Source organism: Neorhizobium alkalisoli (assembly GCF_002968635.1).
Lineage (GTDB): Bacteria > Pseudomonadota > Alphaproteobacteria > Rhizobiales > Rhizobiaceae > Neorhizobium > Neorhizobium alkalisoli.
Map to the genome: position 1 here is coordinate 75426 of NZ_PVBN01000004.1, position 22952 is coordinate 98377.

The window sequence follows — 22952 nt, forward strand, 5'->3', positions numbered from 1 at the left end:
CTGAATCCTTTTCTCCGGTCTGCGTAATTAAATTTCTCCAAATTCAACTCTCCGGCAAGCTCGTGTCGTTTGAGCTGCGGATTTTTGCGGAGCTGCTCTTGTTAAGAATTCATATCTGTGGCATAGAAATTGAAAATTAGGACAGAATAGCTGACCTAATTCGCGGAGCGGGACGGGCCTCAAACCTCTCTTTCCCGCTGACGAAGACGCCGATCCGGGTTATGCTGCGCTTGCTAAGGCGGCAGCGGACGCTGGAGCGGCGCCATCGCATGAGTAAGGGATGGCGGAAATCCTGTCATCCAGAAGAGACAATAGAGAGCCACTTTGCCCGCTCGAGATGCGGCCAACAGGAGGAATGACGATGACGAAGATAATCTCCGAGATATCCGGCGCCGAGGCCCCGATGTCCGCCGAGACGAAAGCGCTCATTTCCTCCAATGGATCTTTTGTGGCTTCCGGCATTCCGGCACGCCAGGGCCTCTACGATCCCCGCAACGAGCACGATGCCTGCGGCGTCGGCTTCATCGCCCATATGAAGGGCAAGAAGTCGCACCAGATCGTCAAGGACGGCCTCTTCATCCTCGAAAACCTGACGCATCGCGGCGCTGTCGGCGCCGATCCGTTGATGGGCGACGGCGCGGGCATTCTGATGCAGATCCCTGATCGCTTCTTCCGCGAGGAAATGGCAAGCCAGGGTGTCACCCTGCCGAAGGCCGGCGAATATGCAGTCGGCCATTTCTTCCTGCCGCGCGATGCCGAGCAGATCGAGCATTTCAAGAAGGTCATCGTAGAGACGATCGCGGAAGAGGGGCAGCAGTTCCTCGGCTTCCGCGAGGTGCCGGTCGACAATTCCTCGCTGTCCAAGGCGCCTGATATCGCTGCGACCGAGCCCTATCACCTGCAGGTCTTCATCGGCGCCGGCCGGGATGCCGCGACCAACGCCGAGTTCGAGCGTCAGCTCTTCCTCGTCCGCAAGGTCATATCCAACCGCATCTACGACCAGTTCGGCGGCCAGGAAACCGGCTTCTATCCGGTTTCGCTGTCCTCCTCGACCATCGTCTACAAGGGCATGTTCCTGGCCTATCAGGTCGGCGCCTATTATAAGGACCTGTCCGACCCGCGGTTCGAGACCGCCGTGGCGCTCGTGCACCAGCGTTTCTCGACCAACACCTTCCCGTCCTGGAAGCTCGCGCATCCCTATCGCATGGTCGCCCATAACGGCGAAATCAACACGCTGCGCGGCAACGTCAACTGGATGGCGGCGCGCCAGGCATCCGTCTCGTCGCCGCTCTTCGGCGACCATATTTCCAAGCTCTGGCCGATTTCCTACGAAGGTCAGTCGGACACGGCCTGTTTCGACAACGCGCTCGAATTCCTCACCCGCGGCGGCTATTCGCTGGCGCATGCGATGATGATGCTGATCCCCGAAGCCTGGGCCGGCAACCAGTCCATGTCGAAGGAACGCAAGGCGTTCTACGAATATCATGCGGCCCTCATGGAGCCGTGGGATGGTCCGGCTGCCGTCTGTTTCACCGACGGCAAGCAGATCGGCGCGACGCTCGACCGTAACGGCCTGCGTCCGGCCCGCTACATGGTGACCGACGACGATCGCATCATCCTCGCCTCCGAAGCGGGCACGCTGCCGGTGCCGGAGACAAGCATCGTCAAGAAGTGGCGCCTGCAGCCGGGCAAGATGCTGCTGATCGATATGGAGAAGGGCCAGATCATCTCCGACGACGAGTTGAAGCTCGAGCTTGCCACCAAGCATCCGTACAGCAAGTGGCTCGACCGCACCCAACTCATCCTCGAAGAGCTGAAGCCGGTGGAGCCGCGTGCGCTGCGCCGCGACGTCTCGCTGCTCGACCGCCAGCAGGCCTTCGGCTACACGTCCGAAGACACCAAGATCCTGATGTCGCCGATGGCGACGACCGGCCAGGAAGCCGTGGGCTCGATGGGTACCGATACGCCGATCTCGGCCATGTCGGTGAAGTCGAAGTTGCTCTACACCTATTTCAAGCAGAACTTCGCGCAGGTGACGAACCCGCCGATCGACCCGATCCGCGAGGAACTCGTCATGAGCCTCGTGTCGTTCATCGGCCCGCGTCCGAACATTCTCGATCACGAGGGCGCGGCGAACGCCAAGCGCCTGGAAGTGCGCCAGCCGATCCTGACCAACGGCGATCTCGAAAAGATCCGCTCGATCGGCCACACGGAAGACCGGTTCGACACCAAGACGCTCGATTTCACCTATGACATCGAGCGCGGCGCCGAAGGCATGCCGGAAATGCTCGACCGGCTCTGCGAGCGCGCGGAAGCGGCGGTCAAGGGCGGCTACAACATCATCGTGCTTTCCGACCGCCAGATCGGCCCGGACCGCATCGCCATCCCGGCGCTTCTGGCGACGGCGGCCGTGCACCATCACCTGATCCGCAAGGGCCTGCGCACCTCGGTCGGTCTCGTCGTCGAAACCGGCGAGCCGCGCGAAATCCATCATTTCTGCTGTCTTGCCGGATACGGCGCGGAGGCGATCAACCCCTATCTCGCCTTCGACACGCTGACCGACATGCACATGCGCGGCGAATTCCCGAAGGAAGTGGACGCGAGCGAAATCGTCTATCGCTACATCAAGGCCGTCGGCAAGGGCATCCTGAAGGTGATGTCCAAGATGGGCATCTCGACCTACCAGTCCTATTGCGGCGCGCAGATCTTCGACGCGGTCGGGCTCTCGTCGGAACTGGTCGAGAAGTATTTCTTCGGCACCGCCACCACGATCGAGGGCATCGGCCTTTCCGAGATCGCGGAGGAAACCGTCGCCCGCCATCATGCGGCTTTCGGCAAGGATCCGGTTCTTGCCTCGACGCTCGATATCGGCGGCGAATATGCCTATCGCATGCGCGGCGAAAGCCATGCCTGGACGCCGGATGCAATTGCATCCCTGCAGCACGCCGTGCGCGGCAACAGCCAGGACCGCTACCGCGAATTCGCGGAGATGGTCAACGAGACCTCGTCTCGGATGAACACCATCCGCGGCCTGTTCAAGATCAAGGGCGCCGACGCTATCGGCCGCAAGCCGGTATCGGTGGACGAGGTCGAGCCGGCCGTCGACATCGTTAAGCGCTTCTCGACGGGCGCCATGTCCTTCGGCTCCATCAGCCGCGAGGCGCATACGACGCTGGCGATCGCCATGAACCGGATCGGCGGCAAGTCGAACACCGGCGAGGGCGGCGAGGAAAGCGATCGCTACATGCCGCTGCCCGACGGTAGCCAAAACCCGGAGCGCTCGGCGATCAAGCAGATCGCTTCCGGCCGCTTCGGCGTGACGACCGAATATCTCGTCAATGCCGACATGCTGCAGATCAAGGTGGCGCAGGGTGCAAAGCCCGGCGAAGGCGGTCAGTTGCCCGGCCACAAGGTGGATGCGACGGTCGCCAAGACCCGTCACTCCACGCCGGGCGTCGGCCTCATCTCGCCGCCGCCGCACCATGACATCTATTCGATCGAAGACCTGGCGCAGCTGATCTTCGACCTGAAGAACGTCAACCCGACCTCGGACATTTCCGTCAAGCTCGTCTCGGAAGTGGGCGTCGGCACGGTTGCGGCAGGTGTCGCCAAGGCGCGCGCCGACCATATCACGGTCGCGGGTTTCGACGGCGGCACGGGCGCTTCTCCGCTCACCTCGCTGAAGCATGCCGGCAGCCCCTGGGAAATCGGTCTGGCCGAAACCCAGCAGACGCTGGTGCTGAACGGGCTTCGCTCGCGCATCGCGCTGCAGGTGGACGGTGGTCTGAAGACCGGCCGCGATGTCATCATCGGGGCTCTGCTCGGCGCCGACGAGTTCGGTTTTGCGACCGCACCGCTGATCGCCGCCGGCTGCATCATGATGCGCAAGTGCCACCTCAACACCTGTCCGGTGGGTGTCGCCACGCAGGACCCGGTTCTGCGCAAGCGCTTCAAGGGCACGCCGGAACACGTCATCAACTACTTCTTCTTCGTGGCCGAAGAAGTGCGCGAGATCCTCGCCTCGCTCGGCTTCACCAGGCTCGACGACATCATTGGCATGTCCGAGCTGCTGGAGAAGGACGAGATGATCGCTCACTGGAAGTCCAGGGGTCTCGATTTCTCGAAGATCTTCCACAAGGTGGAGGCTCCGAAGCAGGCGACCTACTGGACCGAGCGGCAGAAGCACCCGATCGACGACATTCTCGACCGCAGGCTGATCGAGAAGTCGCAGGCAGCACTCGACAGCAAGGAGCCGGTGGTCTTCGACGTGCCGATCAAGAACGTCGACCGTTCCGCTGGTGCGATGCTCTCCGGCGCGCTTGCCAAGCGCTGGGGTCACAAGGGCCTCAAGGACGACACGATCCATGTGACCTTGACGGGTACGGCCGGCCAGTCGTTCGGCGCATTCCTCGCCCGCGGCATCACCTTCGATCTGGTGGGCGACGGCAACGACTATGTCGGCAAGGGGCTTTCGGGTGGCCGCATCATCGTGCGCCCGCCGGAGAACTCCAAACTCGTCGCGGAGAACTCGATCATCGTCGGCAACACGGTGCTCTACGGCGCGATCAGCGGCGAATGCTATTTCCGCGGCGTCGCGGGAGAGCGCTTTGCCGTGCGTAACTCCGGTGCGATCGCCGTCGTCGAGGGCGTGGGCGACCACGGCTGCGAATACATGACCGGCGGCATCGTCGTCGTGCTCGGCGAGACGGGGCGCAACTTTGCGGCCGGCATGTCCGGCGGCGTGGCCTATGTGCTCGACGAGACGGGCGATTTCGCCAAGCGCTGCAACATGGCGATGGTCGAACTCGAGCCGGTTCCGGAAGAGGACGACATGCTGGAGAAGCTGCACCATCATGGCGGCGACCTCATGCACAAGGGACGCGTCGACGTTTCCGAGGACATGACCCGCCACGACGAGGAGCGCCTCTACCAGCTCATCTCCAACCACTTGCACTACACGGGTTCGACCCGCGCCAAGGAGATCCTTGACCGCTGGACCGAGTACCGGCCGAAATTCCGCAAGGTCATGCCGGTCGAGTACCGCCGTGCACTGGTGGAAATGGAGCGCATGCGGATGGGCATCGCGGCGGAGTGATCCGTCGGCCGACCCTTCATCGGCTGATCGCCGTGGCGATCGCGGTTGCCGTACCGGCGGCCGTGTTCACAGCGAGCGGCGACGTCGCAATCGAATTTATGGTGCTGGGGGCGGTTCTAGGTTTCGCCTACTGGTACTGGGGTCCTACGGGAACCCTGTTTTGAAGAGGGAAAAACATGGGCAAGGTAACGGGTTTCCTGGAAATCGACCGGCAGGTGGCGAAGTATCAGCCGGCGTCGGACCGCATCCGCCATTTCCGCGAATTCACCATCCCGATGTCGGATGCGGAAGTCACCAAGCAGGCGGCGCGCTGCATGGACTGTGGCATTCCCTATTGCCATGGCCCGACCGGCTGTCCGGTTCATAACCAGATCCCGGACTGGAACGACCTCGTCTACAACAACAAGTGGGAAGAGGCGATCCGCAACCTCCATTCCACCAACAACTTCCCGGAATTCACCGGCCGCGTCTGCCCGGCACCCTGCGAGGAAGCCTGCACCCTGAACCTCGAGGATGCGCCGGTCGCCATCAAGACCGTCGAACAGGCGATCGCCGACAAGGCCTACGAGCTCGGCTTCATCGCGCCACAGCCGGCCACGGTGCACACCGGCAGACGAGTGGCCGTCATCGGCTCCGGCCCCGCCGGCATGGCGGCTGCCCAGCAGCTCGGCCGCGCCGGTCACGAAGTGCATGTCTACGAGCGCGAATCGAAGCCCGGCGGCCTGCTGCGCTATGGCATTCCCGACTTCAAGATGGAGAAGAACTTCATCGACCGCCGCGTCGAGCAGATGAAGGGCGAGGGCGTCACCTTCCATACCGGCGTCAACGTCGGCGTCGACATGCCCGTCGAGCAGCTTATCGCCGAGCACGATGCCGTGCTCTATTGCGGCGGCTCGGAAACTCCGCGTCCGGCCGGCATTCCCGGGGCCGACCTGCACGGCGTCTACGATGCCATGCCCTATCTCGTGCAGCAGAACCGCCGCATCGGTCGCGAGAACATCGACAGTGTCGCCTGGTCGTCCGATCCGATCCTGGCTGGCGCCAAGCATGTGGTCGTCGTCGGCGGTGGCGACACCGCGTCGGACTGTGTCGGTACGGCCTTCCGCCAGGGCGCCGTCAAGGTGACCCAGCTCGACATCCGCCCGCAGCCGCCGGAAAAGGAAGACAAGCTCGCCGTCTGGCCCTTCTGGGCGACCAAGATGCGCACCTCGTCCTCCCAGGCCGAAGGCGCGGTCCGCGAATTCCAGGTCGCGACGCTCGAATTCATCGGCGAGGACGGCCAGCTCACCGGCGTGCGCTGCTGCGAGGTGGACGACCGCCGCCGGCCGATCGCCGGCACGGATTTCATCATCAAGGCCGACCTCGCCTTCATCGCGATCGGCTTCTCCGGCCCGCTGACCGACGGCGTTCTGGCAGAACTCGACGGCAAGCTGACCCTCAATGTCGACCGCCGCGGGTCGACCAACGTCGTCGCCAACGAACGTGACTACAAGACTTCGGTCGACAAGTTCTGGACGGCAGGCGACGTCCGCCGCGGCCAGTCGCTGGTGGTCTGGGCGATCCGCGAAGGCCGCCAGGCCGCCCGCGCGATCGATGAGGCGCTTATGGGAAGCTCGGTCCTGCCGCGGTAAGGCGGCAGACGGAATTCAGTAACGTTGGAGCCAGCATGCCCCCTATGGCCTGCCGGCCATCTCCCCCACGGGTGGGGAGATTACAAACGGCATGACCTTCCCGCCCAATGGACGGTGCGGCAGTCGACAACGATTGTTGTTTGGGGAAACCGGTGCGCCCAGCCAATCTCCCTACCTGTGGGAGAGATGCCCGGCAGGGCAGAGGGGGCGATCTTGCTCCGGCGCCAGCGGTGACTACTATTGCGCCACTTTCACCCGGTAATCGTCGATCCGGCCGGCCGGGGCGGGCGCGATCTCTCCCCGCTTGATGAGCTTGTCGCGTGGCGTTTCCACCATGACCGTCGGCAGAGGGCCGGCGCCGAGCAGGTCCTTGCCGCCATCGAGCTCAGGGTCTGACAGGCTGATCGGATGCACCGGCACGGCCTGGCCGGGTGCTGCCGGGAGCGTGGTGAGCGGCGGCAGATTGGTGCCGTCGAGCTTGACGAGATCGGGGCTCGCCATCTCACCCAGATACCGGCGGACAAATTTTTCGACGTAGAAGGCAAGCTTCTGCTTGCCGGCCTTGGTGAACGTGATGCCGTCGGAGCCGCGCAGCCGCACCTGCTGACCTTTGACGTCCGAGCCGGTGATCACGAATTTCCCGTCCTCGTCAACGAAGCCATCCCAAACATCGACAAATTCTCCGCCGACCTTTTCCGTCTGATTGCGGTAGATGGCGTTCAGCGTCACCGCATCAGATGTCATTGACGGAGACTGGAAGGAAGGCAATCCGACCCACAACAGGGGGACTTTGCGGGCGGCGACAAGGCCTGCAAGTTCGGCGACGCGCGCCTCGTATTCCTTGAACCAGGCGTCGGTGCGAAACTTCTCCTTCACGTTGCCGGTCGACATCTGCTGGCGGTCATTGGCGCCGAGCATGACCACCACGACCGTCGGCTTCAGCTCGTCCAGCATGGCGGGAAGCTGCCCCGGCCAGTCGAAATGGTCCTGGCGGACGAGGCCTGAGGAGCCGTCGCTGCGCCCGCTGACGACAACGCCGGGAGACGCTGCAAAGGTGCTTTCGAGCTCGCCGCCCACCCCGCCGGCCATGAAATCGCCGATCACGAGGACCTGTTTTGCGGTTTCGAGCTTGGCCACCGGCTCCGGCGCAGGCGGCGCGACCGGTTGCTGCTGTTGCGGACGTGGCGCGGCGGCGCGTCCGGCGCTGCCTCGATTGCGCGGCCGAGGACGCGTCTCGATGACCGACCCATCCCGTTGATAACGCCGGCGCGGGCGAGGTTGGTAGGGTTCGTACCGTTCATAACGCTCGTAGCGCGGGCCGCCGAACAGCATGTCGAAGATGTTCCGACGCGGAGCCGGCTCCTGAGCCGTGGCCGGCCGAAGCTGGCCCGGCAGCGCGATCACCAGTGCAAGCAGAAACAGGAAGGCGCGAAGCCACGCCCTGTTGCGCCGGGATTTCTGCAAAACCTTCATGCCTCCACCGCGCCTCATACGCTCTGGCATTTCCATCCGAACGATGTGGAGCAAAATGTCGTCCTGTCAACGCAAAGCTTCGAGAAGCTGCCGTGACGGTTCGCCGTTCGGCTGCATGCCGAGACGTTTCTGAATGACGGAAATGGCGGCTTTCGAACCGGAGCCGAAATTGCCGTCGACTTCGCCTTCGTAGTAGCCGAGTTCCTTCATGCGCGACTGGAGTTCGAATTTCTGCTTGATGTCGAGCGTGCCGTTCGGCCGCGGCCAGTGCTGTTGCACACCGCCATGACCGGCCAGTTCGTCGGCAAGTAGTCCGACCCCGAGCGCGTAGCTGTCGGCGGCGTTATAGCGCTTCACCACGAAGAAATTCTTCAGCATCAGAAAGGCGGGGCCATTCGCGCCTGCCATCAGCTTTAGCGTCGCGCGATCGGTGCCGCGCGGAAAACTCTTGCCGTTTGGGCGGGCAAAACCGAGCTTTGCCCATTCGGCGAGCGGCTTGGTCTGGCCTTCGAGGCGAGCGCCGTTGGCGGGAAGCACCGCTTCGTAACCCCAGGTCTTGCCGTTCTGCCAGCCGTTCTTCGCCAGCAGGTTGGCTGACGTGGCCAGTGCATCGGGCACCGAATGCCAGATGTCCCGCTTGCCGTTACCATCAGCATCGACGGCATAGAGCAGGTAGCTCGTCGGAATGAACTGGGTATGACCCATGGCGCCCGCCCACGACCCGGTGAGCTGCTTGGGCGTCACATCGCCGGACTGCAGGATCTTCAACGCCGCGATGAGCTGGGTGCGGGCAAACTTGGAGCGGTTGGGATCGCCCCAGGCAAGAGTTGCCAAAGCCTGTGGCACGTGATGCAGGCGATCCGGTTTTTCCAAGACGGCGCCGTAATTGGACTCCATAGACCAGATGGCGAGGAGGATGTGCTTGTCGACGCCGAAATGCCGCTCCAGGGCGTTCAGGGTGGAACCGTATTTCGCCGCCATTTCGCGGCCGATACGGACAGTATAGGGGTTCACCCGGGAATCCAGGTAATCCCATATCTTCGATTTGAATTCCGGCTGGTAGGCCGCCTTGTCGAGCACGTCCCGGTCCGGCTCGGTGACGCCGGCAAAGGCTTTTTCGTAGGTGGAACGGCTAATGCCGCTCTTGGCGGCCGTGTCGTAGAATTTTACGATCCAAGTCTTGAAAGCGACATCAGCCCGAGCATCTATCGGCATGCCCGCGGCGGCAAGGCCGAGCAAGGGGATAACAAACCCGCGCAAGAGGTTGGTGCGAAATGTCTTCATCGGCAGTCGAGTCCATTCTTCTTTTAACCAAGCCTGACGGCGAGAGTGGCAAGCGGCTTAACGATGTAATAACAGAATAGGGTCAACAAATTCTTTACCATAGAAATCCGGCCCGCGGCAGTCTTTGCGAAACGGTAGTAATTCGTCGCTACAGGCCGGGAGTCGCAGAATTCGCACAATGAAGTGCTTCAGGAGGCATGAGTGGCACAACAACAGAAGATCCGTAAGGCAGTCTTTCCGGTAGCAGGTCTGGGTACGCGCTTCCTGCCTGCGACCAAGGCGGTGCCGAAGGAAATGCTGACCGTCGTCGACAAGCCGGTCATCCAGTATGTCGTGGATGAAGCGGCCGAAGCGGGAATCGAGCATTTCGTCTTCGTCACCGGTCGCGGCAAGGGTGTGATCGAAGACTATTTCGACATCCAGTACGAGCTGGAGCAGATGCTGCGCGAGCGCAACAAGAATGCCGAACTGACGCTGCTCGCCGGACTTCTGCCGAAAGCGGGCACCGCGAGCTTCACGCGCCAGCAGGTGCCGCTCGGGCTCGGCCACGCGGTCTGGTGCGCCCGCGACATCGTCGGAAACGAACCTTTCGCCGTGCTGCTGCCGGACATGATCATGTCGGCGGACAAGGGCTGCCTGAAGGGGATGGTCGATCTTTACGCCCAGACCGGCGGCAATGTTTTGGCTGTTCAGGAGTGCGATCCGGAACAGGCACATAAATACGGAATCGTCGGCGTCGGCGAGGCCGTGGGCGAAGGCTTCAAGATCACCCAGATGGTCGAAAAGCCTGCCAAGGGGACCGCGCCGTCCAATCTCTACATCAACGGCCGCTATATCCTGCAGCCGGAAATCTTCAAGATCCTGGAAACGCAGGAGCGTGGCGCGGGCAACGAGATCCAGCTCACCGACGGCATGCTGGCACTCGCCAACTCCCAGGAATTCGCCGCCTATCCCTTCAAGGGCGACACTTTCGATTGCGGCGCCAAGGACGGTTTCATCCTGGCGAACCTTGCCTTCGCCCTGCAGCGCGCCGACATCCGCCCGGCAATCGAGGGGCCGATGAAGGCACTGATCGCGTCGCTGAAGTGAGATGACCGCATGTTGCGAAGAGCCCGGGTCTTGCGCCCGGGTTTTTGTTGCTTCAGCGTTTTACCGTCAGGCCGACGCCGGCGCGGACGATGCGGTTGTCGGAGCTGCCGCCCTCGGCGCGCTCGTATTCGACATCGCCGGTGAAATCGAGATAGCGATTGATGGCCCAAGTGAGACCGGCGCCCGCCACCCAGACGGTCTCGTCGCTGTTGCCGCTTGGGAAATCCCGCAACGTCGTGCTGCCGGTGAGGCGTGCGACGACGTTGTCGCGCAGCTCATGGGCGACTTCGGCGGTCAACTGGTATTCAACCCAGCCGCTCTGGCCGGGCGTGGTCGAATCCTGGACCGTGGTGCGCAGGCCGAGATCGACCTCGGTGCCGCGCTGCGGCGACCAGATGGCATTGCCGTTGAAGGTGATGGCATCGACCGACTTGAGGCGGCTGTCCTCGTAGTCGACAAGTTCGTAGCCTGCGCCGATTTCGCCTCGCAGCTTCTCGCCGAGATCGAATTCCACGCCGGTGCGCGCCGCATAGCTCTGCGAGGAGCGGGCGTAACCCGAACTGTCGCGCTTGAGGTCGTAGAAGGTATGGCCTGTCGCCACCTCCACGAAAGGAATGAGCGCAGGCGAAAGCTCGTAGCCAAGCCGCAGCCTTCCGTCGATGCCGGTGCGGTTGCGGTCCCTCATGCTGATCGTCGTGCCGTCGGACAGTTTGGCATCCGTATAGCTGGCGCGGGACAGGTCGACTGCCGCCATGCCGCGGACCTTGCCGAAGTCCCGCTCGACGGATAGCCCGCCATTGAATTCATGCACTCCCGGCTGCGTCGCGGCGCCGCCGACGGCATTCGGATCGTAGTCCTCCTCCCGGCTGAAGCGGTAGCCGCCGGTGATGTGTGCAATCGTATCGTCAGCAAGGTCGAGCCGCAGGTCGGCGTCGACCTGGCCTTCCGGCTGAATATCGTCCTGGCCGCCGTGAAAATCCCGTTCGAACGTGCCTTCACCCGTGACCGTCAGCGAATGGCGCGACCAGTCGGAGGAGAGCGTGCCGCGGATCGCGGTGGAGAGATAGTCGCGGCGGGTGCTGGTACCGTTGGATTTTGTCCTCTCCGTCTCGATGCTGTTGTTCACCGAAGGGCGAAGAAGAAAGCTCCCGAGCCGGATGCCGGTCGGGTCGATGGGGTCGCGGGGCTGTTCCTGGGATTCGAGCGGTTCGGCACCCGGATCGAGTGGCTGCTCGTAGGGCTGGTTCAGGTCTTCCTCGTACCGGGGCTCCTCATCCGACGGGCGGGCGTTGCCCGGTACCGAGCCGGTGGCAACATTCGGATCCGTCAGATTGGCCCCGGGGGTTGCATCGGCGCCATTGGGGGGCTGTTGCGCCGTGGTGCCCGCTGCGGGGTTGGTTGCCGGGGCAGAGGACGTGGTGTTCGTCAGCGAGGGCAGGGAACCGCTGCGTGGCGGAAAAGGGCTGACCGTCTGTGCGACGGCAGGTGAGGCAAGCGCCGAACAGGCAAGCAGCAGGCCGACCGCCGCGCGGCGCCGGTCACGCGTCCTACCTGTTTTCGTGATGATCTTCATGAGCCTGCCTGGGCGATCGAATGCTTACCCAAACGTAAAGCCATGTGGTTAATGTTTGGTTGCGGCAACGTGCCAGGCGGGGAACTTGGTGAGCGGGTGCCGAACCTGATGGACTTGGCGGGCGAAAGGCGCTAAGGCTTCGCCATGATCAAGAGAGCTTTGCAACTCGTAGAACATGACGTCGTCGATTCTGCGCTGAGGACGGTTTCCTTCGGAAAACAAGGCCTTAACGCGCTTGAGATTGCCCTTCAGAACGGCCTCGGGGACAGTTTCCGGGAAGCGGTGGAACTGATCGGCGAGATCGACGGTCGGGTGGTCGTGACCGGTGTCGGCAAGAGCGGCCATATCGGCCGCAAGATCGCCGCCAGCCTCGCATCGACCGGCACGCCCTCTTTCTTTGTCCATCCGGTCGAGGCCAATCACGGCGATCTCGGCATGATCGCGCCCGGCGACGTGGTGCTTGCGCTTTCCTGGGGCGGCGAAACGGCCGAACTTCAGGGGATCGTTTCCTTTACCCGGCGCTTCTCGATCCCGCTGATCGCCCTGACGTCCGGTGCGATTTCGACACTCGCTCGCGAAGCCGACGTGGTGCTGCTTCTGCCGAGGGAACAGGAAGCCTGCCCGCACGGCCTGGCTCCCACCACTTCGACGCTGATGCAACTCGCCATGGGCGACGCGCTGGCGGTGGCTCTTCTGGAAGCAAGAGGGTTCTCCGCCGTCGATTTCCGGATCTATCATCCGGGTGGCAAGCTCGGTGCGATGCTCAGCCATGTCAGCGACCTCATGCATACGGGCGAGCGTGTTCCGCTGGTGCAAAAGGGCGTCTTGATGTCCGAGGCTATTCATGAGCTGTCGCGCAAGCGCTTCGGCTGCGTCGGCGTGGTGGATGAGGACGGTTGCCTGTGCGGCGTCGTCAGCGATGGCGACCTCGCCCGCCATCTGGACCGCAATCTCGGCGAGACGATCGTCGACGAAGTGATGACGCGCAATCCCAAGACCGTTGGCAAGGAAACCCTGGCGACGGCCGCCATGGCGCTGCTCAACAAGCACAGCATCGGCGCCCTGATCGTCGTCGACGAAGGCCGCAAACCGGTCGGCATTGTGCATTTCCACGATCTGCTGCGCGTCGGCGTCGCCTGATCTTTTTGCTTCAGGCCGCTTCGACCGTCAGATCGCGACCGGTCGCGACGACCACTTTTACCCGAGTTCCAGCCGGCAGGTCCGGCCCCATGACCGGCCACCATGTGTCGTCGAGCCGAATGCGGCCGCGCCCTTCGGTTATAGGTTCCTGTAGGGTCGCGGTGCGCCCGACCAGGCTTTCGCCACGGCGATTGAGCATGGGTTCGTCGCTGGCCTGATTGCGCCCGGCATAGAAGCGGCGTCCGGCAAGTGCGAAGGCGATCGACAGCACGGCAAAAAGCAGAAGCTGAAGTTGCCAGCTCCAGAAAGCTGCCTCCCAAAAGAGGAGCGAAAGCGCGCCGATCACGACTGCGGCGAGGCCGATCCAGATCAGGAAAACGCCCGGCGCCGCGAGTTCGGCGGCCAACAGGACCAGACCGAGGATCCACCAACTCCAGAGACCAAGGCCGCTTACCAATTCTTGCACCATGTCTTCAGGTCTCGGAGGATGGCGAGGGCGGTGCGAAGGGATTTATCGGCGAGGTCGTCAATTTCGGCCCGGTCGGCGTGCGCGGTGGTGGCGGCACACGAGGCGTTGCGCCGGGCGTCGGACCATCGCCAAAGACTTCTCTGGCAATCGCGCCAATGCCGCCAAGCGAACCGATCAGCGACGACGCTTCCATCGGCATCAGGACGATCTTCGAGTTGGGAGCCTTGCCGATCTCAGCCAAGGCTTCGGTGTATTTCTGGGCCACGAAATAGTTGATGGCCTGCACATCGCCGGCGGCGATCGCCTGGGAGACCGACTGCGTCGCCTTGGCTTCGGCTTCCGCCAGACGCTCGCGGGCTTCGGCTTCGCGGAAGGCGGCCTCGCGCTCGCCCTCGGCTTTCAGGACAGCAGCCTGTTTGGCGCCTTCGGCCCTGAGGATCTGCGCACTGCGCGCGCCCTCGGCCTCGAGGATCTGTGCGCGTTTCTCGCGCTCGGCCTTCATCTGCCGGCCCATGGATTCGACGAGGTCGGCCGGAGGCTGGATGTCCTTGATCTCGACGCGGGTGACCTTGATGCCCCAGGGGCCGACGGCTTCATCGACGACACGCAGCAGCCGCTCGTTGATGACCTCGCGGTTGGAGAGCAGTTCGTCGAGGTCCATCGAGCCCATGACCGAGCGGATATTGGTCATGGTGAGGTTCTGGATGGCGTTCTGGAGATTGGAAATCTGGTAGGCGGCCTGCGCCGGATTGAGAACCTGGTAGAAGGCGACCGCATCGGCAGAAACGCTGGCATTATCCTTGGTGATGACTTCCTGAGTGGGGATATCAAGCACCTGTTCCATGACGTTCATGCGTACGCCGATCCGTTCGATGAAGGGCGTCAAGATATTGAGGCCGGGCTCCAGCGTGCGGGTGTACCGGCCAAACCGCTCCACCGTGTACAGATAGCCCTGCGGCACCGTCTTGATCCCGGCAAAGAGGATCAGGATGACCAGCAGGACCACGCCGATCACCACGATATCGAATCCACCAAGCTCCATGGAAATTTCTCCGCTACCCCAGATGGCGCGATCCTATTCAACCGGCCCGCTATTCACAAGCGGTGGTGATGGTTCTAAACACGCTCTGAAATTCCCGGTCGCAGCCTACCCGGTCAAAACAAGGACACCGTCATGAAAACCCTCGTCGTTTGCTCCGGCGGACTGGATTCCGTTTCGCTCGCCCACAAAATAGCGGCGGAGGAAGAGCTTCTTGGCCTGATCTCCTTCGATTACGGCCAGCGCCATCGCAAGGAACTCGATTTCGCGGCCATCTGCGCCAGGCGGCTCGGCGTCTTTCATGAGATCATCGACATGCGCGGGGTCGGCAGCCAACTCACTGGGTCGGCGCTGACCGACGATGTGGACGTGCCGGATGGCCATTATGCGGAAGAGACGATGCGGGCGACGGTCGTCCCGAACCGCAATGCCATCATGCTGGCGGTCGCCTTCGGGGTTGCTGCAGCAAGACAGGCGGAGGCCGTGGCGATCGCCGTGCATGGCGGCGACCATTTCATCTATCCGGATTGCCGGCCCGGCTTCATCGATGCCTTTCAGGCGATGCAGGACCATGCGCTCGATGGCTATGCTTCGGTCAGACTGCTTGCCCCTTACGTCAATGGATCGAAGGCGGATATCGTCGTGGATGGCGCGCGGCACGGGGCGCCGTTTGCGGATACCTGGTCCTGCTACAAGGGCGGAACGCGCCATTGCGGTCGTTGCGGCACCTGCGTCGAGCGGCGGGAGGCTTTCCATCTCGCCGGCATCGCCGATCCGACGGAGTATGAAGATCCTGACTTCTGGAGGGCGGCGACGGAAGGATTCAGGGCCGAGGAGACGCGTTAATAGAATAGCGGTCTCATCTAGAACAGTCATTGGATCATCACGGCCAACCGGTCTAGGCTTCGCATTCTTTCCGCGCGAGGTGCCTCGATGAAGCTTCAATTGATCCGCAATGCGACGCTCAAGCTTTCCTATGCGGGCCGCACGATCCTGATCGATCCCTACTTTGCGCCGCGTCACAGCCTGCCGTCCTATACCGGCAAATCCGCCAATCCGATGACGGACCTGCCGCGGTCGGTGGACGAGGTCTTGCAGGGCGTCGAACTGGTGATCGTCTCCCATCTCCATACGGACCATTTCGATTCAGTGGCCAAGCAACGTGTCCCGAAACATCTGCCGCTGATCTGTCAGCCGGGCGATGAAGCTACGATCCTGGGCGAGGGGTTTGCCGATGTGAAACCGCTCGAGGGTGAGATCGTCTGGCAGGGCATCACGATCTCGCGCTGCGAGGGCAGCCATGGGCTCGGGCCGGTCCGGGAAAAGATGGGATCGGTGATGGGATTGACGCTTGCCGCGCCCGGCGAGCCGGTAGTTTATTGGGCGGGCGATACGGTTCTTTACCCGCCGGTGGTGGAGACGGTGGAGCGTGTCGCGCCCGATGTCATCGTCAGCCATTCCTGCGGCGCGCTCTGGGATGGCGACCTCATCGTCATGGATGCGGCAGAAACGATCGAACTCTGCCGGTCCGCGCCGGAGGCCACCGTGGTTGCCGTGCATATGGAGGCGCTCGATCACGCCACCGTTTCGCGTCCACAACTGCGCGAGGCGGCCGACACGGCCGGAATCAGTCCATCACGCCTGCTGATTCCGGCAGACGGCGATGTGTTCGAACTGCCGGCCCGCTGAGCGCCTTGAACCCGGACAGGCAATGAAATCAGGGGCGGGCAGGACGACCCGGCTTACACCCAGCCCTGCAGTTCGCGACGCACCACCTTTTCCAGCACTGTCATGCCGCCTTCGCTGTCGTTGAGGCAGGGGATGTGCACGAATTTCTCGCCGCCGTGATGATGGAAGATTTCACCCGCTTCGCCGGCAATTTCTTCGAGCGTTTCGAGGCAGTCGGAAACGAAGCCGGGATTCATGACCGCGATGCGTTTGACGCCTTCTTCCGCCAGCTTCTCGACCGTCTTGTCGGTGTAGGGCTGCAGCCATTCCTCCGGCCCGAACCGCGACTGGAAGGTGATCATGAAGTTCTTACTCGTGAGCCCAAGCGCTTCCTTCAGCAACCGCCCGGTCTTCTGGCAGTGACAGTAATAGGGGTCGCCCGCCTTGAAATAGGATTGCGGGATGCCGTGGAACGAGGCGATCAGCATTTCCGGTTCCCAGTCGAGCGTCGCATAGGTCTGCCAGACGGAGTTGGCCAGCGCCTCGATATAGGTCGGATCGTCGTGATAGGGCGGCACCGTGCGTACCGCCGGCTGCCAGCGCAGCTTCATCAGATGTTCGAAGGCCTTGTCGTTGACGGTCGCGGTCGTGGAGGCGGCATATTGCGGGTAGAGCGGGAAGAGCACGATCTTTTCGCAGCCCTTTTCTTTCAGCGCGTCGATGCGCTCGGCAATCGACGGCTTGCCGTAGCGCATGGCCCAGTCGACCACGACATCTTCCAAGTCCTTGAGCCGCTCGGCCATCAGCTCACCCTGGTTGCGGGTATAGGTGCGCAGATAGCTTTCGTTCAGATCTTTGTTCCAGATCTCCTCGTAGGCCTTGCCGACCTTCTGCGGCCGCTTGTTGAGAACGATGCCGTAGAGGATCGGGTACCAGTAGAGCCGCGACCATTCGATGACCCGCCGGTCGGATAGGAATTCGGCGAGGTAGCGCCGCATCGACCAGTAGTCCGTCCCGTCCGGGGTGCCGAGATTGACGAGCAGCACGCCGACCTTGCCGAAACTCACTTTGGGATGATCAGGAGGCATGTGGGCGGATGATGAAGACATACGGATACTCTTGTTCGAATGGCGAGGCGCCTGTGAATTGCGAGTTATCTAGAAACAAATGCCGGCCCGGGAAAGCCCGGACCGGCATTTTGACAAGAGACAAATTGTCCGGCTGAGCCCGATGGCTACCTTGCCGGCAGCTCCAGCTCCTTGCCGACCTGGATGAGGTTCGGATTGGAGAGGGAGTTGGCCTTGGAGATCTTCGTCCACTCCTCGCCTTCGCCATAGGTGCTTTCGGCGATCTTCCAAAGAGAATCGCCCTTGACGACTATGTATTTGGTCGGGCCTGCGGGCGTAGGAGCAGCAGGTGCTGCCGGAGCGGGCGTTGCCGGTGCAGCCGCGGTCTGCGACGGAGCAGGAGCCGCGGGTGCAGCCGGAGCTGCGGCGGAAGGAGCCGGTGCAGCCGGGGCGGCAGCGGCCGGGGCCGGGGCCGGGGGAGCAGCCGGAGCCGGCTTCGGCGGCGGTGTGTAGCTCGCCGGGGTGAGATCGGTGATGCGGCCATCCGTGTAAGGCTTGTACGGATTGTGGGCGCCGAGATAATCAGCCAGCGCCAGTTCCAGGTTCGGGCCGAAGTCATAGGCGTTCTGGGCGCCGGTGGCGAAGACCTTGTAACCGTCACCGCCGCCGCGGACGTAGTTGTTGGTGACGACGCCATAGGTCTTGTTCGGATCGATCGGTACGAACTTGTCGCCTTCCTTGACCTGCACGTCGCTGACCTTGCTGCCTGCCGGCTTCGACTTGTCGAAGGAATATTTCAGGCCTGCGACCTGCGGGAAGCGGCCTGCGCCGTCATCGATCTGGCTGACGCCGTTTTCGAGCGCGGCAACGATGTCGGAACCCTTGATCTGGAAAGTCGCGATGGTGTTCTGGAAGGGCAGGACCGTCAGGACTTCGCCCATGGTGACTTCGCCGGCGTCGATCGAGGCGCGCAAGCCCCCGCCATTGGCGATCGAGATGGTGATGCCCTGGTCCTTGACGCGATCGAGTTGTGCGTCCGCCACCAGATTGCCCATGAAGCATTCCTTGGCGCGGCAATTGCGGCGGTCGCCGTCGATGACCGCCTCGGATGCACCGACGACCTTTTTCTTGAGATCTTCGATCGGCGCCTTCAGTTCGTTGATGCGGGCGGCGAGGGCCTGATCGGGCTTGAACTTGGAATCGATGAGGATCGGTTCGCCGTTCGCTTCCTTGACCACGCCGTTGTCGTCGAAGACGACCTTCAGGTCGCCGAGATATTTCGAATACTGATAGGCCTGGACGACCGGAACCTTGTAGCCGGCGGGATTGTCGGACCAGGTCGGATACGGCCCTGCGGCGTCCTTGGCGGTATTGGACAGCAGCGTGTGGGTGTGGCCGCCGACGACGACGTCGACATCCGGGATCTTGGCGATGGCGGCGAGATCGCGGGGATAGCCGACATGGGTCAGCGCGATGATCTTGTTGACGCCCTGGCCCTTCAAGGCCTGTACGGCTTCGGTGATCTTGGCGACGTCTTCGGCGATCTGGATATTCGGGCCGGGATTGGCGATTTCCGGCGTGTCGTTGGTGACCGCGCCGACGATGCCGATCTTCTGGCCTCCGACATCGAGCACGATCGAGGACTTGATGCGGTTGCCGATCTTCGCCGCCGCACTCGGCACCACGTTGGCGGTCACGACCGGGAACTGGATCTTGTCCAGGAAGGTGGCGAGGACGTCGTCGCTGTCGTCGAATTCATGGTTGCCGACGGTCATGGCGTCGAACTTCATGGCGTTCAGCACTTCGGCTTCCGTCGCACCCTTGTAGGTGGTGTAGAAGAGCGAACCCTGGAAGTTGTCGCCGCCGTTCAGCAGGAGGACGTTCTTGTTTTCGGCCTTCAGGCCGTCACGGGTCTGATTGATGGCGGTGAGCAAGCGGGCAGCGCCGCCGAAGCATTCGTTCTTGCCTTCCTCTTCCGCCGAGCAGGTGGAATCGGTCTTGTTGATGGACTCGATACGCGAATGAAAGTCGTTGATGTGCAGGATATTGAGCTCGTAGTCGGCGAGCGCGGCGCCGGTTGAAAGGGCGATGACCGAAGCTGTCGTCAACCCGAATCTCAATGTCTTCATCATCTGATTTCTCTCTCCTGTTTTTATCGGTCGGCTTCTCGCCGCCTCGCCCCGATTGTTCTAGCGTCCCACCGTGACAATCGTTGTGCAGCGCATGTTTTCATCAAGCCAGAGCGGTTTCAAGGGAAATATGACAGGGTTGCACGAGGGTGTGCCTCTCCCCAAACGCGAAAACCCCGCCGAGGCGGGGTTCTTGAAATTGCGAAATGGCGGTTCTCAGCTACGGCGCGTCAGCGAGAACTGGGCGCCGCTGTCCTGCGTGCAATTCAACTGGCTCGGATTGACCAGAGAGCAATTGACGCGCGACTGGGTCTTTCTCACCAGCGACGTCATGTTGATCTCGACGAGCGTCGGCGACAGGCTGGTATAGGTGCCCGAGGCGAGCAGCGTGTTGCTGTCGCTGGAGCGGGTGTTGAACGTGCCGGCCTGGAACGAGGAGACGATGCCGTTCGGATCGACCCAGGTACCTTCGACGCCCTGAGGCTGAGCCGGAGCCGACACCCGGGTCGGCTGCGGAGAGGAAACGCAGGCGCTCAGGCTGGCAGCGGCGATGAGCACAAGGCTCGCTTTGATTTTCATGATCTGTCTCCCGCGACTCGGTCGTCCCTTTCGGCAAAACATGCCGTTCGGAACCTATGTAACGCAAGATGTGGCGTTGAAAAGGCAGAAGTTTCGAGAGGCGAAAACCGCCTGTCGATAACAGGCGGTTTTTGCGTTGCAGGCGTCAGCGAACGAGGATGTTCCTGAACTGCCACGGATCCTTCTCGTCGAGGTCTTCCGGGAAGAGGCCCGGGCGGCCGTCGAGGGGGGTCCAGTCCGTGTAATGGCCTTCGACCGGGCCGAGATAGGGAAGCTGGACTTCAAGGCAGCGCTTGTAGTCGATCTCGTCGGCTTCGACGATGCCGGCGGTCGGGTTTTCGAGCGCCCAGACCATGCCGGCGAGCACGGCCGAGGTCACCTGCAGGCCGGTGGCGTTCTGGTAGGGGGCGATGCGACGGGTTTCCTCCAGCGACAGGCGCGAGCCGTACCAGTAGGCGTTCTTTTCATGGCCATAGAGGAGAACGCCGAGTTCGTCGATGCCGTCCTCCAGTTCGTCCTCGTCGAGAACGTGGTGGACCGGCTGCGGCGTGCCGCCGTTGCCGAACATTTCGTGCAGCGACAGAACCGCGTCATTGGCCGGGTGGTAGGCGTAATGGCAGGTCGGGCGGAAGGTGACTTCGCCATCCTTGTCGCGAACCGTGAAGTAGTCGGCGATCGAGATCGATTCGTTGTGGGTGACGAGGAAGCCGTATTGCGGGCCGGGTGTCGGGCACCAGGTGCGCACGCGCGTGTTGGCACCGGGCTGTTCCAGATAGATCGCCGCCTGGCAGCCCTTCTTATGCCGCCTGGCGTTTTTCGGCATCCACTCTTCGTGAGTGCCCCAGCCGAGTTCGGCCGGCTGCAGGCCTTCGGAAATGAAGCCTTCGACGGACCAGGTGTTCCAGAAGACGTTGAGCGGCTTCGGATGCTTGGTGCGCTGGGTATCGCGTTCGGCGATGTGGACGCCCTTGACGCCGAGCTTCTTCATCAGCCTCGCCCAGCCTTCGCGATCGTGCTGGTCGGGCTCGTCGAACTTCACGCCGATGTCGTTGGCAAGGTTGACCAGAGCCTGCTTGACGAACCAGGAGACCATGCCCGGATTGGCGCCGCAGGTGGAAACGGCCGTTGCGCCGCCCGGGTTCTTCGCCTTTTCCTTGCGCACCGTTTCACGCAGGGCGTAGTTGGTGCGGTCGGCGTTCTTCATGTTCTTGTCGAAATAGAAGCCGAGCCAGGGCTCGACGACCGTGTCGACGTAGAGCACGTCGTGCTTGCGGCAGAGTTTCATCAAGTCGAGCGAGCCGGTGTCGACCGAAAGGTTGACGCAGAAGCCCTGGCCCTTGCCGGCGGTGAGAAGCGGCTTCAGGAGTTCCTTGTAGTTCTCCTTGGTCACATATTCCTTGATGTGACGGACGCCGTGCTTGGCAAGGATACCGGTCTCGTCGTCGAGCGGATCGATGACCACCATCCGGTTCTTGTCGAACTTGAAATGACGTTCGATCAGCGGCAGGGTGCCGCGGCCGATCGAGCCGAAACCGATCATCACGATCGGACCGGTGATTTCGGCATAAACCGGATAGTTAGGCTCTGACATATTTTTCTCCTTCGGATCGGCAGCCGAACGGCCGCTGGCCCGCTTCTTCGGCAGTGGACGGATGACCTTCGCGCAAGCGCAATTCGCGGCGCTCTAGATCATAAATCGGCGTCACAATAAAGAGGCTGCCGGGCTTTCCGGGAAAATCCGGCAATTATCCAGCCGTCACCGTCTCGGTTGCCATTTTCCGCAGCATGGCAACCAGGCTGTCGCGTTTGCGCAGCAGACCCTTGTAGTCCGCCTGCTCCGGCGTCAGGGCTTCGAGCTGATCGGCAAACGACGAGGCGAGCTCCTTGCCGTTCGGCTGGCCCGCCAGCGCCGTCACCGGATCGAGATAGATACGGATGGTGAAGAGGATGTCGCCCGATACCGGCATCTTCCTCAACGTCTGGCGTTCGATGCGGATGAAGGCATCCTCAGATGGCACGGATTCGGTTTCGGAAGCGAGTTGGGAGGCCGGCCGGTAGAGGGCGTAACCCCAGTTCACCGACCAGTTCCAGCGCACGACGAAGCGGGCGGGCGACAGGTTGTCGAACATGCGGTTGATGAGGCCGGCATTGCGGCTGCCGCCGGCAAAGTCGGGTACCGGCGCATGTATCTCGTCCATCACCCTGCCGAACTTGTCCGCGAGCGACCAGGAGGAGGGAAAGGCAAGGAAGGCTGCAGCGATGCGCCAACCGTCGTCGCCCCTGCGCATGATCACGAGATCGTCCTGCACCAGAAGTCCCGCCGAGAGGAGCGGCGGCAAACGGTCGTCGGCAAGATCGAGGGTCCGGCCGGCCATCTCCATGAGATTGCCGTTCCGCCGATAGAGGGCCGGATGATGGGCCGGCAGGTATTCTGCCAACGCATCGAGGATCTCCTGCTGCGCTTGCCCGGTGCCGGGCTCGGCGCGAAAAACCTGCTCCGCATGCTCTGCGAAGAGCCTCTTTTTTTCCGAAAGATAGTAGGCGAGATCGCCGTCCGGCTCGATCCAGCGGGCAGGATCGAGTTGCAGAAGCCCGATGGTGAAGGGCGCCGATGAGCCGTCATAGGGCGTGTAAATCAAACTTCTTTCAATCATGCCGTTCGAATGTGCCGTTTCAGGATCGGTTTAAGCCATATTCACCCGGTTGTAAAAATCGC

General features: G+C 62.3%; 17 protein-coding genes. 7 read left to right on the forward strand and 10 right to left on the reverse strand.

Annotated features, from left to right (window positions below; all coding sequences use genetic code 11):
* The first annotated feature begins 403 nt into the window (after positions 1 to 403).
* Genes gltB through C5L13_RS10395 form a run of 3 tightly spaced genes read left to right on the forward strand, consistent with a single transcriptional unit; the run spans position 404 to position 6726 of the window.
* Positions 404 to 5095, forward strand: coding sequence for a glutamate synthase large subunit (gltB, locus tag C5L13_RS10390; protein WP_407070421.1), 4692 nt, complete (start codon positions 404 to 406; stop codon positions 5093 to 5095).
* Complete coding sequence (locus C5L13_RS28725; RefSeq protein WP_158693431.1) at positions 5092 to 5259, forward strand: hypothetical protein; 168 nt, start codon at positions 5092 to 5094, stop codon at positions 5257 to 5259. Before gltB ends, C5L13_RS28725 begins: the two co-directional genes overlap by 4 nt.
* Before the next feature lie 12 nt (positions 5260 to 5271).
* Positions 5272 to 6726, forward strand: coding sequence for a glutamate synthase subunit beta (locus tag C5L13_RS10395; RefSeq protein WP_105383230.1), 1455 nt, complete (start codon positions 5272 to 5274; stop codon positions 6724 to 6726).
* A gap of 237 nt (positions 6727 to 6963) precedes the next feature.
* Here C5L13_RS10395 and C5L13_RS10405 read toward each other — a convergent pair whose 3' ends face one another.
* Positions 6964 to 8199 carry an SGNH/GDSL hydrolase family protein gene (locus C5L13_RS10405; RefSeq protein WP_105383232.1) on the reverse strand — a complete coding sequence of 412 codons (1236 nt, stop codon included), beginning with the start codon at positions 8197 to 8199 and terminating at the stop codon, positions 6964 to 6966.
* 66 nt (positions 8200 to 8265) lie between these two features.
* Entirely contained in the window at positions 8266 to 9483 is a 1218-nt protein-coding gene (locus tag C5L13_RS10410; RefSeq protein WP_105383233.1) for a lytic murein transglycosylase, read from the reverse strand.
* Positions 9484 to 9684: 201 nt separating this feature from the next.
* Here C5L13_RS10410 and galU point away from each other — a divergent pair, with 201 nt between their 5' ends.
* Positions 9685 to 10572, forward strand: a complete 888-nt coding sequence (galU, locus tag C5L13_RS10415) for a UTP--glucose-1-phosphate uridylyltransferase GalU (protein WP_105383234.1) — start codon at positions 9685 to 9687, stop codon at positions 10570 to 10572.
* 52 nt (positions 10573 to 10624) lie between these two features.
* On the opposite strand, the gene C5L13_RS10420 is transcribed toward galU, so the two are convergent.
* On the reverse strand, positions 10625 to 12145 hold the full coding sequence (locus C5L13_RS10420; RefSeq protein ID WP_105383235.1) for an outer membrane beta-barrel protein: 1521 nt from the start codon (positions 12143 to 12145) through the stop codon (positions 10625 to 10627).
* 144 nt (positions 12146 to 12289) lie between these two features.
* On the opposite strand from C5L13_RS10420, the gene C5L13_RS10425 reads away from it, so the two are divergent.
* Positions 12290 to 13285 (forward strand): KpsF/GutQ family sugar-phosphate isomerase, encoded by a 996-nt coding sequence (locus C5L13_RS10425; protein ID WP_105383236.1) that lies wholly within the window; start codon positions 12290 to 12292, stop codon positions 13283 to 13285.
* Positions 13286 to 13295: 10 nt separating this feature from the next.
* Here the strand turns inward: C5L13_RS10425 and C5L13_RS10430 are convergent, their stop codons facing one another.
* Together C5L13_RS10430 and C5L13_RS10435 are read right to left on the reverse strand one after the other, a co-directional pair.
* A complete protein-coding gene (locus tag C5L13_RS10430; RefSeq protein ID WP_105383237.1) occupies positions 13296 to 13754 on the reverse strand; it encodes an NfeD family protein in 459 nt (152 codons plus the stop codon).
* 4 nt (positions 13755 to 13758) lie between these two features.
* The gene (locus tag C5L13_RS10435) at positions 13759 to 14796 is read right to left on the reverse strand and encodes an SPFH domain-containing protein (RefSeq protein WP_105383238.1); all 1038 of its coding nucleotides are present in this window, start codon (positions 14794 to 14796) and stop codon (positions 13759 to 13761) included.
* A gap of 132 nt (positions 14797 to 14928) precedes the next feature.
* On the opposite strand from C5L13_RS10435, the gene queC reads away from it, so the two are divergent.
* Both queC and C5L13_RS10445 read left to right on the forward strand, forming a co-directional pair.
* Complete coding sequence (queC, locus tag C5L13_RS10440) at positions 14929 to 15639, forward strand: 7-cyano-7-deazaguanine synthase QueC (RefSeq protein ID WP_105383239.1); 711 nt, start codon at positions 14929 to 14931, stop codon at positions 15637 to 15639.
* Positions 15640 to 15726: 87 nt separating this feature from the next.
* Positions 15727 to 16482: an MBL fold metallo-hydrolase gene (locus C5L13_RS10445; RefSeq protein ID WP_105383240.1), complete on the forward strand. Its 756-nt coding sequence runs from the start codon at positions 15727 to 15729 to the stop codon at positions 16480 to 16482.
* A 53-nt stretch (positions 16483 to 16535) separates the two neighbouring features.
* Here the strand turns inward: C5L13_RS10445 and hemH are convergent, their stop codons facing one another.
* The 5 genes from hemH to C5L13_RS10470 form a co-directional block, all read right to left on the reverse strand.
* The gene (gene hemH / locus C5L13_RS10450; protein ID WP_105383241.1) at positions 16536 to 17570 is read right to left on the reverse strand and encodes a ferrochelatase; all 1035 of its coding nucleotides are present in this window, start codon (positions 17568 to 17570) and stop codon (positions 16536 to 16538) included.
* Positions 17571 to 17695: 125 nt separating this feature from the next.
* On the reverse strand, positions 17696 to 19660 hold the full coding sequence (locus C5L13_RS10455; RefSeq protein ID WP_105383242.1) for a 5'-nucleotidase C-terminal domain-containing protein: 1965 nt from the start codon (positions 19658 to 19660) through the stop codon (positions 17696 to 17698).
* Between the two features lie 213 nt (positions 19661 to 19873).
* A complete protein-coding gene (gene omp10, locus C5L13_RS10460; protein WP_105383243.1) occupies positions 19874 to 20236 on the reverse strand; it encodes an outer membrane lipoprotein Omp10 in 363 nt (120 codons plus the stop codon).
* A 145-nt stretch (positions 20237 to 20381) separates the two neighbouring features.
* Positions 20382 to 21827 (reverse strand): homospermidine synthase, encoded by a 1446-nt coding sequence (locus tag C5L13_RS10465; protein WP_105383244.1) that lies wholly within the window; start codon positions 21825 to 21827, stop codon positions 20382 to 20384.
* A 154-nt stretch (positions 21828 to 21981) separates the two neighbouring features.
* Positions 21982 to 22890, reverse strand: coding sequence for a heme-dependent oxidative N-demethylase family protein (locus tag C5L13_RS10470; protein ID WP_105383245.1), 909 nt, complete (start codon positions 22888 to 22890; stop codon positions 21982 to 21984).
* Positions 22891 to 22952: the final 62 nt, after the last annotated feature.

Coding starts and splice junctions, on each gene's coding strand:
- gltB (WP_407070421.1), top strand. CDS start 404: ATGTCCGCCGAGACGAAAGCGCTCATTTCCTCCAATGGATCTTTTGTG.
- C5L13_RS10395 (WP_105383230.1), top strand. CDS start 5,272: ATGGGCAAGGTAACGGGTTTCCTGGAAATCGACCGGCAGGTGGCGAAG.
- C5L13_RS10405 (WP_105383232.1), bottom strand. CDS start 8,199: ATGAAGGTTTTGCAGAAATCCCGGCGCAACAGGGCGTGGCTTCGCGCC.
- C5L13_RS10410 (WP_105383233.1), bottom strand. CDS start 9,483: ATGAAGACATTTCGCACCAACCTCTTGCGCGGGTTTGTTATCCCCTTG.
- C5L13_RS10420 (WP_105383235.1), bottom strand. CDS start 12,145: ATGAAGATCATCACGAAAACAGGTAGGACGCGTGACCGGCGCCGCGCG.
- C5L13_RS10425 (WP_105383236.1), top strand. CDS start 12,290: ATGATCAAGAGAGCTTTGCAACTCGTAGAACATGACGTCGTCGATTCT.
- C5L13_RS10430 (WP_105383237.1), bottom strand. CDS start 13,754: ATGGTGCAAGAATTGGTAAGCGGCCTTGGTCTCTGGAGTTGGTGGATC.
- C5L13_RS10435 (WP_105383238.1), bottom strand. CDS start 14,796: ATGGAGCTTGGTGGATTCGATATCGTGGTGATCGGCGTGGTCCTGCTG.
- queC (WP_105383239.1), top strand. CDS start 14,929: ATGAAAACCCTCGTCGTTTGCTCCGGCGGACTGGATTCCGTTTCGCTC.
- C5L13_RS10445 (WP_105383240.1), top strand. CDS start 15,727: ATGAAGCTTCAATTGATCCGCAATGCGACGCTCAAGCTTTCCTATGCG.
- hemH (WP_105383241.1), bottom strand. CDS start 17,570: ATGTCTTCATCATCCGCCCACATGCCTCCTGATCATCCCAAAGTGAGT.
- C5L13_RS10455 (WP_105383242.1), bottom strand. CDS start 19,660: ATGATGAAGACATTGAGATTCGGGTTGACGACAGCTTCGGTCATCGCC.
- omp10 (WP_105383243.1), bottom strand. CDS start 20,236: ATGAAAATCAAAGCGAGCCTTGTGCTCATCGCCGCTGCCAGCCTGAGC.
- C5L13_RS10465 (WP_105383244.1), bottom strand. CDS start 21,827: ATGTCAGAGCCTAACTATCCGGTTTATGCCGAAATCACCGGTCCGATC.
- C5L13_RS10470 (WP_105383245.1), bottom strand. CDS start 22,890: ATGATTGAAAGAAGTTTGATTTACACGCCCTATGACGGCTCATCGGCG.